Origin of the sequence: Pseudobacteriovorax antillogorgiicola, assembly GCF_900177345.1 — a bacterium.
GTDB lineage: Bacteria > Bdellovibrionota_B > Oligoflexia > Oligoflexales > Oligoflexaceae > Pseudobacteriovorax > Pseudobacteriovorax antillogorgiicola.
In genome coordinates this window covers 320268-332647 of the sequence record NZ_FWZT01000002.1, presented here as the reverse complement: position 1 = coordinate 332647, position 12380 = coordinate 320268, and the positions used below count along the sequence as shown (strand labels likewise).

Annotated in this window: 10 protein-coding genes; 2 read left to right on the top strand and 8 right to left on the bottom strand. The window is 47.8% G+C overall.

The window, feature by feature from the left end; genetic code table 11:
* Positions 1–46: 46 nt before the first annotated feature.
* The 3 genes from B9N89_RS03860 to B9N89_RS03850 form a co-directional block, all read right to left on the bottom strand.
* Positions 47–940 (bottom strand): hypothetical protein, encoded by an 894-nt coding sequence (locus B9N89_RS03860; RefSeq protein WP_132315174.1) that lies wholly within the window; start codon positions 938–940, stop codon positions 47–49.
* Positions 941–982: 42 nt separating this feature from the next.
* Positions 983–1654 (bottom strand): hypothetical protein, encoded by a 672-nt coding sequence (locus B9N89_RS03855; RefSeq protein ID WP_132315176.1) that lies wholly within the window; start codon positions 1652–1654, stop codon positions 983–985.
* 158 nt (positions 1655–1812) lie between these two features.
* Positions 1813–2727, bottom strand: coding sequence for a GNAT family N-acetyltransferase (locus B9N89_RS03850; RefSeq protein WP_132315178.1), 915 nt, complete (start codon positions 2725–2727; stop codon positions 1813–1815).
* Positions 2728–3218: 491 nt separating this feature from the next.
* On the opposite strand from B9N89_RS03850, the gene B9N89_RS03845 reads away from it, so the two are divergent.
* Entirely contained in the window at positions 3219–5288 is a 2070-nt protein-coding gene (locus B9N89_RS03845) for a V-type H(+)-translocating pyrophosphatase (RefSeq protein ID WP_132315752.1), read from the top strand.
* A gap of 27 nt (positions 5289–5315) precedes the next feature.
* Here the strand turns inward: B9N89_RS03845 and B9N89_RS03840 are convergent, their stop codons facing one another.
* From B9N89_RS03840 to B9N89_RS03820, 5 genes are all read right to left on the bottom strand, one after another.
* The gene (locus B9N89_RS03840) at positions 5316–5978 is read right to left on the bottom strand and encodes a hypothetical protein (RefSeq protein ID WP_132315180.1); all 663 of its coding nucleotides are present in this window, start codon (positions 5976–5978) and stop codon (positions 5316–5318) included.
* A complete protein-coding gene (locus tag B9N89_RS03835) occupies positions 5968–7239 on the bottom strand; it encodes a lipoprotein N-acyltransferase Lnb domain-containing protein (RefSeq protein ID WP_132315182.1) in 1272 nt (423 codons plus the stop codon). The genes B9N89_RS03840 and B9N89_RS03835 overlap by 11 nt, the downstream gene beginning before the upstream one ends.
* Before the next feature lie 74 nt (positions 7240–7313).
* Positions 7314–7796 (bottom strand): acyl-CoA thioesterase, encoded by a 483-nt coding sequence (locus B9N89_RS03830; RefSeq protein ID WP_200820656.1) that lies wholly within the window; start codon positions 7794–7796, stop codon positions 7314–7316.
* Positions 7789–8817, bottom strand: a complete 1029-nt coding sequence (locus B9N89_RS03825; protein ID WP_132315184.1) for a GGDEF domain-containing protein — start codon at positions 8815–8817, stop codon at positions 7789–7791. The genes B9N89_RS03830 and B9N89_RS03825 overlap by 8 nt, the downstream gene beginning before the upstream one ends.
* A gap of 8 nt (positions 8818–8825) precedes the next feature.
* A complete protein-coding gene (locus B9N89_RS03820; RefSeq protein ID WP_159455126.1) occupies positions 8826–9674 on the bottom strand; it encodes a prepilin peptidase in 849 nt (282 codons plus the stop codon).
* A gap of 255 nt (positions 9675–9929) precedes the next feature.
* Between B9N89_RS03820 and B9N89_RS03815 the strand changes: the two genes are divergently transcribed.
* A complete protein-coding gene (locus B9N89_RS03815; RefSeq protein ID WP_132315188.1) occupies positions 9930–12365 on the top strand; it encodes an endonuclease MutS2 in 2436 nt (811 codons plus the stop codon).
* The last annotated feature ends 15 nt before the right edge of the window (positions 12366–12380 follow it).

Below are 12380 nucleotides of genomic sequence, written 5' to 3'. Positions count from 1 at the left end.
ACTCCTAACAAAGAGTAACCCCTTGGTACCCCTAAAGTCAACCGATCTAGAAGTTCAACTTTACAGAAACCGCTTGGCCGCGACGCTCGTACTTGAGATCGTAACTCGGGGTCTGCCACTCCCATTCCTCTTCGTACTCGCCATATCCGACACGCAGGTTGTAGACCTCGATGAAGATCCCATAGTCAAAAAGCTCGCCACTAACCTCTTCAGAGCCAGCCGGCCCCTTATCGTTACCAAACTTCAGGTAGTTACCTTCTAGCCCCAACCATTTCAGCATATAAAAATACGACTCCGCTCCAGCCACAAGTCCAGAAACATTCTCATCCAACTCTCCTAGACTATCATCAAAGCCTTTACTGGTTTGATACTGACCATACTTCAGCACCAGGGAGGTATCCTGAATGTTTTTACCGAAGATTCGAAAATTCACAGTCGTATAGCTGTAGCTGCGCTTGGATAGTGTTAAGACCTGTGCACCAGTGTCATACTGATCTTCTCCCACTGCGGGATCACTCCCGCGATGGGCACCATAGTCAAACCCAAGATCAACGTTGGGTGTTTTTAGACCGGTTGTGGAGGAAATGAGATTTGTAAACCAAAACTGGATACGACCAGACTGGGCTGACTGCGATTCAAACAAAGTCGGCGTGGAATTGATGTCCGAACTCAATTTCATCTCACCTGAGAGAGATTTATAGCCCAAAGATAGTTCGGGAGCGAATTTTTCCTTCTTTGGATCTGACACTAAAGCTAGCCAGAGATCCATCAGACGAATTCTCTCTTTGATTCGCAGCCACTCAGTCAGGGTCCAGCGAGTTGAATGACGTTTTTCTTGAGTCTCAACAACGTAGGTTGTGACAACGGTCTTGCCATAGGCGACTTGCGGTGCGCAGAACACAGCAACGAGTAAGCTTGGTAAAATATGCAATCGAATCATAGGGCCTCCCACCAATAGCTCGACTATCGGCAGCTTATCCCCTTAGCTTGATTCGGGATTTATCACGAATTTTACCGTTTTCTCAATTGGCATTGAGTCACCAATGGAAAGATATGTAGGTATATCGTAGGCCTCTAGATTCTCTTGGCTTTCCACTGGCCGAAATGAAAGCCCACTGACGTCGAGCACCAGAATTACCGTCCGCACAGAGGTGCTAAGTTCCAAATCGTTTGTTTGATAATACCCATACTCATCACCGGTATTACCAAACAGGTCTTTTCCTACCGCAATTTCAAGTTGACCTTGGTCGATTTCGAGTTTCGACTCTCCCTCCTGGACAAGGTAGCCAATAGCTGCACCAAATGGCGATAAACGAGCGAAAGCGTCGAAGGCAACGGAGCCTTGGATACCAATAGGAGTTCCTTGACAGTCTGTGACAAACAGTTCGTAAACAATTGACTGATTCTCCGCACCATTGATGACCTGATCAGTAAGCAAATCAGCTTGCGTTAGAGGTGGTTGGTCATCAGTACAAGGCGGTTCGCTGGTATCATCACCCACTTCTTCTGGCACTGGAGCCGTGGTTTGGGCTTCTGATTCGGCATCAGCCGAGGCAGGTTGTGTCTCGCCAGTTCCATTTTCTCCAGAAAATCCACTGGTAAAACTGCTACAAGAGACACAAAAAAATGTGATAAATAGTAAGAATTTTGGCATCCTCTAATCCCCCCACACTTGCCTTCGGACGCAAGGTTTTCATTCTTTAGAGGATCTTGTGAATTTTTGCAGTCTTCACGAAAGATTTTAAAATTAGCTCCTTACAGAACTGGGCTGGGATTTCTGCCCGAAAAATAGATACCTAATCATAATGTAGGCTAGATCTTCAAGTCTTTTGGGAGAAGCTGGTAGTACAAAGGCCAGCGATTAAAATAGGATGCTACCTTAATGACAGCTGGGTTATGAGTTGCACCCTTATAAAACTTGGCGCCTCTTGCAATCATCGCCTCAAACAGATGGGCATATAGAGGATAACTTAAACCCTTGCCTCTGAGTTTAGGGCTTAGGACAAGGTCAACTCCCGACGTTGGCCCCCAATAAGCATTATGAGCGTCAAAGTTAATTCCGCCATAACCAACGATCCTACTCTTTTTCTTGAGTAGAAAGGTTTCCTGGCGATCGAGACTATTCATTAGTCTCATAAATTCCTGAGTTTGATATTGGTCGCAGTTCCAATACCAGCAAAGCTCAGGATTCTCCTTGAAAGCCTCGATTTTCAAAGCCATGATACGGTCCACCTGCTCTGGGTCATCAGCAGTGACCAATTCAATATCATTGTCCTTGAAGGCATCTTTCTTAGCTAATGTTTTAGCCTCTTTTAGGGATAGAGCTGGGTCTCCACCGTAGGATGTCGCCGCTATTCGCCAGTTTGATGCGAGCCCTTCAACTAAGGCGAAGCAAGGAGCATACAGCTCCACTAGAGAGAACTGCTCGGATTTCGCGTAGCTCTCAATGAAGTTCCGAATCATCGGAACGGCTTCATCGGAAAACTCTGGCTTGAAATCGAGAACAAACTGAGTCAGAACGCTTCCATAAAAACGGTGATAGAAACGACTTGCCATAACATAAGCAAGCCACTCTCCTTCCTTTTCTAAGAAGGCGATCTCACCCTGACGATACTTATAGATAGCCGCAAAGTAATCACCCAAAATCTTTGTCATCGAGGCATCATTTCGAAATCCAGGGATCTCTTCTAGGACTCCTAAACGCAACTTAAGCATTTGCTCAAACATAGTGCTCCACAGTTCATTTATTTTCTTCTAACTCGACCCAACTTCAGCCAACATCGCCCACTGCAAGAAATGATTTATCTCAGCGAAACATTGAATCATTATCCTTACTATGTTTTACCAGTGGTGGTAAGTATTTTAACCAGGCATCCCCATGAAAACAGCCACCGCTGAGATGTCTTGAATACCTTGTTTTTACTAGGAATTCAGGCCGTTCGTCTCTGCATTTAGATGACGTTCCGTAGTTTTTAGGTCGCCTTGCTAATATTTTACTTTTTACCCGCAATCAATTGCAGTTATACTCAGTCTCACGTTTTTCAAGATACCCTAATTTACCCACTTGGAGTCTCCTCTGATCCTTTCAAATCGGATTTTGCCTGCTAAGCCTTAGTAGCGAAAGCCCTGGCTTGAAGAATACTGAGGATACCACAGTGGATGACAAGCACTCAGGAGGGACCTCGTTGGTTATTTTTCTTATCTATGGCAGCTCACTAATGGCTATGATAACTGCCCTATACTTCGCTAGATCTGTCGTTCGCATTCCCGTTGTCGGTGATACTCCAGAGCAGGAAGCTAAGTTTAAAGATATCTCAGAGGCCATCGCCGAAGGTGCCATGGCTTTTCTGGCAAAAGAGTATAAGTATGTTGGCATCTTTGCCATCGCGTTTGCAGGGCTCATGATACTAACTCTCGACCATAGTAATACACCACTTCACGAGGGTGTATACAGCGCGATTTCCTTTCTGATCGGCGCCCTGACTTCAAGTCTATCAGCTTTCCTCGGTATGAAGATCGCAACAATGGGTAACGTGCGAACTACAATCAAGGCCAAAATCGGTTTATCAGAAGCCTTCTCTGTTGCCTTCCAGTCTGGTGCAGTTATGGGCTTTGGGCTTGTTGGACTTGCGGTTTTCGGCTTGATTACCATGTGTATCGCCTATGGTTCAATCATCGAAGAAAAAGAGTTACTAATGGAAATGGTTGCTGGGTTCGGCCTCGGTGGGTCAACAGCTGCTCTATTTGGTCGCGTCGGTGGCGGCATCTATACCAAGGCTGCTGATGTTGGGGCAGACTTGGTAGGTAAGGTTGAGCAGGGAATTCCAGAGGATGACCCAAGAAACCCAGCTGTTATCGCAGATAACGTCGGCGATAATGTTGGCGACATCGCCGGTATGGGGGCTGACCTCTTTGGTTCTTGTGCTGAGGCTACCTGTGCCGCACTAGTGATCGGGGCTACATCCGCAGCAATCGCAGCAGATCCATTCGCTATATATTTTCCCATCATAATTTCAGCGATTGGTATCCCTATTAGTCTGATCACATGCTTCTTCGCTCGATTGGATAGCAAGGCAACCTCCGCCGAACCAATTCTCAAGAAGCAGCTATTAATCTCGACCGTGTTAATGACCATTGCCTGCATTGTGATTACCAAATGGGGATTACTTGAATCTTTCGTTATCAATGGCAAAACAGTCACCAATACAAATGTTCTTATTTCACTGCTATCAGGGCTATGGTCTGGGCTCTTGATCGGCTATGTGACCGAATTCTATACCTCTCACTCCTATAGACCCGTGAGGGAAGTCGCAGATGCCTCCAATACCGGGCCTGCTACAAACATCATTTACGGTCTTGCCCTAGGCTATAAAAGTTCCGTGGTACCCGTTATCGCCCTCGCCGTAACTGTTTACTTATCCTGGACACTAGCAGGAATGTATGGCATTGCTATTGCCGCCCTTGGCATGATCTCTACCATCGCAATCGGCTTAACCATCGATGCCTACGGCCCGGTGTCAGACAACGCCGGAGGAATCGCTGAAATGGTAGAGTTAGGGCCAGAGATTCGTGAGCGCACCGACTTACTTGACGCTGCTGGCAACACCACTGCAGCTATTGGTAAAGGATTCGCTATCGGATCGGCACTTCTTACTGCACTTGCCCTATTTGCAGCTTTTCTCGTCCGCTCAAACATTCAAGCTTTGGATCTGCTTTCACCCTTGGTTTTTGCCGGCCTGCTAGTTGGCGGGATGCTACCTTTCGTCTTTACTGCTCAGACTATGAAAGGCGTAGGCGTTGCTGCGAACGCCATGATCGAAGAGGTTCGCCGCCAATTTCGCGAAAAGCCCGGTATTCTCAAAGGCACTGAAAAGCCTGACCACCGCACCTGCGTTGCCATCTCTACAGCTGCGGCTATCAAAGAGATGATTGCACCTGGAATGCTAGTGATGCTTACGCCCCTCGTGTTCGGCTATCTGTTTGGAGTTGAAGCTCTTGCGGGCTTGCTCGCAGGAACTCTAGTAACTGGTCTTGTGATGGCCGTTTCCGCTTCCAACTCTGGAGGCGCTTGGGATAATGCCAAGAAATACATCGAAGCAGGAGCCTTAGGAGGCAAGGGATCAGAAGCTCACAAAGCAGCGGTGGTGGGCGACACAGTTGGCGACCCATTCAAAGACACCTCCGGGCCATCGATTAATATCTTGATGAAGCTTATGGCTATTCTTAGCCTAGTGTTTGCCCCATTCTTTGTTTCACACGGCGGTGTTCTCTTGAAATTTCTTAAGTAATCAGACGGAACGAATCGGCACTACGGTCTATCCGTAGTGCCAGTATAGATAGAGCATTCCAAGAATACCCAAAAACCAAAACAGTGACTTCAAGATCCGTAGGTAATCCCCACGTTGAGGTTCGAAAAGCTCGCTCAATGCTACAGTGCTGTATTCTTCCTTTTCAATTTGAAATAGGGGAAATTGGAGCAAGCTCTTGGTATCTTCTTCCTTATGACTGCGCTTAAATTCCTTCATGAGCTGCTTGAGTTTCTCATTGATAAGTTCTGGCTTTTTCTTGACGATCTGAGCGATATCATGTTCCCCAAAGCCGTAGCGATAGCGCAACAACAACACCTCACGCTCAAAGGGACCAAACGAAATGATAAGCTCTTCGATCTCTCGCAGTTTGTCGTGAGCGTTTGTCCCCTGGTAAATTCCATCTAGAGCCGTTTGGGGAGGTTTATACCAACGATCAGCACAGAAGTTCTTGGCTGTTTGATAAAGTTTAATCTTGCATTGGGCTTGATCCCAACCTTGCTCCTTAGCTTGATCTTGGACGGCACGCACAACCTCAAGTAAAATCGTGGTCATCCGCTGCGGATCTCCGGTCATGCGAACCATGAAATCATAAAGCAGAGCCTTCTGTGTTTCAAACCAAGCACCAGTCATGGTGCTCGTCTGTGGCTGACTTTGTTGGCTAGTTTCCACGCTTTTCCTGAATTCCAAAGTTAAGCATGATACCTAGTAGTAGTAAGCATGCAGGAACAAGATAGGCCACCCGATTGAGGTTTTGCGAAACGTCACCCATCGCCCACGAGATGGTCATTCCCAATGTCAAGAGTAGGTGTAAGATGAGATAACGTCTAAAGATTTTATAGCTTTTAGCTCCCAGCTGCAAGGGGCGACCCAGGAACATCAGATATTTCATCGGCAATACTAAAACCAGATCGAGCGGCAAAAAGATCATCATATTCACATTGTGGTGAAGATCTCCATGCCCTGAAAAAATCCAGTTGAGCGGCATAAGCAAACCAAAAACACCACCAACGAAAAATAAAGGAACTCCAGCAAACCCTACCAGTCTCATCCCCCAAGCGCCAATGCGATCCGCTTTGCCCTGGTTGATGCGATAGGAGTCCCGCTGAATCAGAATCAGACCAAGAATTGCAGGCAATAGTAGTATTGCTGCTAGCACTTTGAAAACTTCATAAGAGGGCTGTTCAAGGTCCGGGGCATCGATCAAGAGCTTGCCATCACCCAAGAGACTTCCAGAATCTAGATTGATTTTCTGTAGCTCTTCGCGCAGATACAGAGGATGAAACATGCTTTCCCAGCGGGTTACGACTCGATCGATCCGGCTGTTCATGCCCACTTCAAGAATCACATCCATCCAAGGATTCACCCGATAGCCATCGCGCACCATGTCTCGAAACGTCATGTTTGTAGGAATCTCTTGAGTTGCAGCCGCAAGCCGGCCACCAATGGCCAGATCGATAAAGTCCCTCGGCCTCGTCGCACAGTTGTCAAAAAAGTACTGATAAAGATAGTCACGATTTTCAGGAAGAGCGTTCCAGGCCAGCTTATTAAGGAGGATTCTTTTTTGGTCGCTGTTCAAATTGAGCTTATCCTGCCAAACTTTTCGCCCTTCGAAACGATAGCGCTGCATCGCTTGGTGAGCAGGATAGACCCCAAGTTTATAGATGAGGTTGCCTTGGTAGTAATTCAAAGAGAAACTGAGTGGATCTCCAAAATCAAAGATCCCCCAGTTATAGATAAGGTCACGACCACTCTCTGTATTTTTTACACGGAGAGCAGTATGGCCAAAGTTGGTGTAGATCATGTCGCCAACATCGAAGGTATGGAGATAGACTTCGATATGATCAAGATTGGGGGGAGGACTCTCTTGGGCCTTCGCAGCCTGGTTTATGCCAAAAAACAAGATCAACCATACAATCCAAGTCCCAATCATGTCACACTCCACTGAGATTTTCAGCTAGACCCTACCAGCGCGCTGCTACTTGAGCTACTTGAAAGACTCGTGACTTAACTTTGACGCCTTTTCTTCTTGAGTTCGAGCCGAGCAACTTTTCGATCCTGAGCCTCTTGGAAGCGACGTTTTTGATCTTCAGTCTCCGGCTCAATAACCGGCATTGCCGTCGGGCGCCCCATAGAGTCAAGGGCAACCATTGTTACATAAGCAGAAGCTGTATGATAGACCTCTCCTGACTTTGGATTTTCCGCAATAACCTTGACACCTACTTCGCAACTGGACTTCCAGACGTTATTCACCGACCCGAGAAGCTTCATAATCCAGCCAAGGCGTACTGGGGCTCGGAATTCCATCGCGTCCACGGAAGCGGTCACAACCTGCTTACCGCAGTGTCTTTGAGCACAGATTGCAGCAGCAATATCCACCCATGACATCACCATCCCACCAAATACAGTGCCCAGCTCATTGGTATGCTGGGGTAACACCAACTCTGTCATGATCACTTCACTTTCGCTCGGGTATTTGGCATTACTCATCTAAGTTCCTCATTTCTGCTTGATCATCGCTAGGCCCAGACTTGCGACCGACCATCACGACTTTGTTCTTGCCTCCTCGCTTGCTGCGATACATGCACTCATCAGCAAGCTTGAGCAGAGCAGCTTTGTCGCTACCATGCTCAGGGCAACACGCGATTCCAATGGATGCGGTAACATGTGCAACGGCATCTTGGCCAATGGAAAATTCATGCTGGGCGATTTTTTCTCGAAGTCGATCGGCAACCCCCCAGGCCTTGAGGCTGTTGGCCTCCAGAAGGAGTACGACAAACTCATCACCACCGTATCGAAAGATGCTATCCACATCCCTTAGTTCCAGTCGTAGCACTTGAGCCACCTGCTTTAAAACCTCACTACCAGCCAAATGGCCATACTTATCATTGATGGGCTTGAAACTGTCTAAGTCTATAAAAAGCAGGCTAAATGATGTTTGGAAACGTTGGACGCGCTTCATTTCAGCATCCAGACAGGCTTCTAGGTAGCGATAGTTATAAAGGTTGGTAAGGTCGTCCCGATGGAGCAACTCCTGGGTCTTTTGGAACCGGCAGCACCAACGGCTGATCACGTGAGCCTGCCCCAGAATCAGGGACTTAAGCCTTTGGCGACGCTCCATCGATTGATGACGCCAGGCGAAAAAACCAAGGTCCATCCGTTCGAACTGAAGCAGGAAGATATTCCACAACCGATCACCAACACGGACTGACATAATATCTGCGTACCCAAGTTTTCGACGGGGCATCGTTCGTATCTGCCCACATAGCTCGTTGATACCTGTCTCAAACTCCCTATGGGCAGGGGGATCTTGCACCAGGAGTTTCCCATTGTGAGAACTTGCTGGGATAAAGGACAGGGGCTGTCCTGGGAAATAGCGTTGCCACACATGAGTTGTAGCATCTACAAGATCTGCAAGGGTTGTTTGGTCACCCAATTCCTGAGCAACTTTGAGGGCAATCGTGTCAAGATTTCGATCAGCTCCCGTGCTGACGTCGTGCTTTGCTGGCAAAAAGCCTCCTATGACTCACGATAGAACAAGAATTGATTGATCTCCTGGCCGAAGAGTAGATACAACACCGCGCCAATGGCGAGAAATGGGCCAAAGGGGATCTTTACCTTCATACTCCCTGAACGCGTTACTAGTATAACACCGATTCCGATCGCCGCACCGGAGATCGACGAAATGAAGAGTGTCGGCACCAGGGATTGATAGCCAAGCCAGCCACCAATGCCAGCTAGCAACTTCACATCCCCCATGCCCATTCCAACTTCGCGACGCACCAAGTAATAAATCAGTCCTAAGGCGTAAAGGCTCCCCCCTCCAGCCAAAACTCCATAGAGCGCAGACTGCCAATCCAGCTCAGGGTGCAGAAAAACGACCAATGGTGTACAAGCTACCATGGGTAGACTGATCACATCGGGGATGATTTGAAGGTGGAGGTCTATCACGCTGCAAATGATTAACAAACTACAGAAAACTGCAGCGTGGGCAAAGCGGATGGTCTCCAGTGAGTCTAAGGTAATTTGGCTACCTGAGCGAATCACAAAGGGAAATTTCCAATAGATAAGAACAAACATGAAACCTGTGAAGGCTTCAACAAGTGGATACTGAAACGAGATGGGCTGGCGACAGCATGCAGCCTTGCCACGCAAAATGAACCAGGACAAAACGGGGATATTATGCCAGAAAGGAATTGGCGTGCCACAGTGTGTGCAAACCGAACGTAGATCCTTCCAGAAAGTTTTTTGTGGAATCCTCAGAATACATACGTTTAAGAAGCTGCCAATACATGCGCCAAAAGTGAAGGAAATCCACGTAATAGGACTTGTTAAGTAGGGGGCTAAGAAAGTAAAAAGACTTTGCATAAATGTTCCTTGATTAAGACCAATTCGCCCCATTGGTACAGTGGCGGAAACAGAAGGTTCAAGGTGCGATCCGAATCCAAAGGCCAAGGTATTGAATCTTGGCGAACAGGACCTAAACCAAAATGCCGCTTTACTAAGGTTTGGGGCCTAGCAACCTGTAGTAGTATATAACTTTTGTCCAAAGTGATCAGCGCATGACTGAATATGTCACTCTCCAAGTACGCGAAGACACTTTAGAAACCATTAAGGACCTCGATGAAACCATTAGTACTCGACAAACTCCAGTGGCCAACCCTTCTTGACTTACTCGCGGGCTACACCCAGACCACTGCTGGCAAAGACCACTGCTTAGAGCTAAAGCCCAATCTTAGCCGCGATGATATTGAACTGGGTTGGAATCAAATCGTTCCACTCAAAAACCTGATTCGCACCGGCTACGTTCCCCCCATAGGTGACATCCCCGTGCTGACCAGTACCTTTCGCGGAGCCAGCCTAGGGCAAACTCTTGACGGGGAATCCCTCAGAGAAGTCTACGGCCTTCTACAAACGGTGAAAAGCGTCCAGCGTTTTACCACAGATTTTGCAGAAAAGTGTTCGACACTTGTTAAGTTCGACCGCACAATCTATCCGCTACCTCATTTAGCTACGGCCATTGAAACAGCGATCAGTCCCGAAGGTGAAATTCTAGACAGTGCTTCCCCAGAACTACTGAGTATCCGCCGAAAAAAACTTTCTCTTAGAAAGACCATAGAAACCGAGATCAAAGGGCTTTTATCTGATCATGAAGTTGAAAATTATCTGCAAGATAAGTTTTTCACAGTGCGATCAGAGCGCTATGTGGTTCCCATCCGCCTCGACGGTCGCGGTCGCGTCAAAGGCTCTATCCAGGATACCAGCGATAGCGGGCAGACTCTTTACATTGAGCCCGAAGCGATCAAACCACACAACGAGCACCTGCTTGAGCTAGAGCTTAATGAGAAACTCGAAATCCTGCGGATTTTTCGAGAGCTGAGCGCCCAAGTTGCAGCTGACCTAGACACCCTTAAAGCCAACTATGAAGCCTTGGTAGAGCTCGATATTCTATCCGCCAAAGCTCGTCTAGCAGCGAATCTAGACTGCTGCGCGGTGACAATTCATGATCAACCGTGCTTGAAACTCAAAGGTGCAAGGCACCCCTTAGTTACCACTCCAAACGGTGGCAAGGCCATCGGCAATCATATCGAGTTAAACTCCGAAAACCATATCTTGATCGTATCTGGGCCTAATGCTGGCGGTAAAACCATTGTGCTAAAAACAGTGGGAATCTTACACCTCATGGCCAAGGCTGGATTATTGATCCCAGTAGAGGAAGAGTCCGAAATATTCCTTCCTGAGGAGATCTACCTGGAGATGGGTGACTCGCAAAATATTGAAGCCAATCTTTCCACCTTCTCTGGCCACGTTCTTGGACTTAAACCGATTTTAGAGCAGGCCGGGCCGCGAGATTTGGTTCTGCTAGATGAACTCGCTGTGGGCACCGAGCCCCAGACCGGCTCGGCCATTGGTCAGGCTGTTCTAGAATGCGTGGCTGATCGGAAAGCTCTGGGTGTGGTAACCACCCACTTTGACAACCTCAAAGGTTTGGCCATGAGCGACCCACGCTTCCGCAATGGATCGATGGAATTTTCTGTGGAGACTCTGAAGCCAACCTATAAGCTAGTGCTCGATATCCCAGGTCAGTCCCACGGCCTTGAAGTTGCAGAGCAGATGGGTTTACCAGCCCATGTCATCGCTAGGGCAAAGGATCTCCGTGGCGAGTCCTCTACCGAGATGGACCGCATCATCGAAGACATGCTCGCTGCCAAAGAGCAGGCCAAGCAGGAGCGAGCTAAGTTTGAACAACTGCGCATGGAAACTGAGTCACAGAAGTTCCGCTGGGAACAGGACCGCGAGGCCTTACTCAAAGCCAAGGAGAAAGCTTCCGAGAAAATCCGCAATGTTTACCAAAATCAAATTGATAAGCTAAAGATCGAGTTTCGTGATCAGGCCGATCAGTTTAAGAAATTGGTCAAAAAACTGCCTTCGGGAGATCAGCTAACAGAGTTAAAAGACGAAGCCCGAGATAGCCGTCGCTCGGCAGAGAATAAGCTCAGCGCTTTAGAGTCTAACTTGCAAAAACTCGGGGATGAATACAAGCTCAAGCAAGACATCCCTGGGGAGCCTGTAGCTATCGATCAGTTGAAAGTCGGATCTAAAGTTTATGTGGTGTCATTCGAAAGGGAAGCAACAGTCACCAAAGTTCAAAAAAGCCCTCCCGCTGTAGAGGTATCTGTGGGTCTTCTTAAAATCAAGCCCGCCCTACAGGAATTGCGGCTCATCAAAAACTCGAAAGATACGAAGCCAGCGAAAAAGAGGAGCACCTCGGCAAACAAAACACAAAAAATTGGCTTTATCGTCCCTTCCCCCACCAATAGCATTGATTTGCGCGGCCAAGATGTTGAGCGAGCCCTAGAGAAAACTTGGGCGTTTATCGACAAGGCAGTATTGCGGGGCGAAACCCAGCTCATTCTCATTCATGGCCACGGCACGGATGTTCTAAAACGATCGATCCGTACCGCCCTAACCAAAGATTCTCCCTACAACTTAGACTTCCGCCCTGGCGAGAAAGAAGAAGGGGGAGATGGGGTCACAGTGGTTCAACTTATTTTATAGGTTCGGAAGGAGTTC

Coding starts and splice junctions, on each gene's coding strand:
- B9N89_RS03860 (WP_132315174.1), bottom strand. CDS start 940: ATGATTCGATTGCATATTTTACCAAGCTTACTCGTTGCTGTGTTCTGC.
- B9N89_RS03855 (WP_132315176.1), bottom strand. CDS start 1,654: ATGCCAAAATTCTTACTATTTATCACATTTTTTTGTGTCTCTTGTAGC.
- B9N89_RS03850 (WP_132315178.1), bottom strand. CDS start 2,727: ATGTTTGAGCAAATGCTTAAGTTGCGTTTAGGAGTCCTAGAAGAGATC.
- B9N89_RS03845 (WP_132315752.1), top strand. CDS start 3,219: ATGGCTATGATAACTGCCCTATACTTCGCTAGATCTGTCGTTCGCATT.
- B9N89_RS03835 (WP_132315182.1), bottom strand. CDS start 7,239: ATGATTGGGACTTGGATTGTATGGTTGATCTTGTTTTTTGGCATAAAC.
- B9N89_RS03830 (WP_200820656.1), bottom strand. CDS start 7,796: ATGAGTAATGCCAAATACCCGAGCGAAAGTGAAGTGATCATGACAGAG.
- B9N89_RS03820 (WP_159455126.1), bottom strand. CDS start 9,674: ATGCAAAGTCTTTTTACTTTCTTAGCCCCCTACTTAACAAGTCCTATT.
- B9N89_RS03815 (WP_132315188.1), top strand. CDS start 9,930: ATGAAACCATTAGTACTCGACAAACTCCAGTGGCCAACCCTTCTTGAC.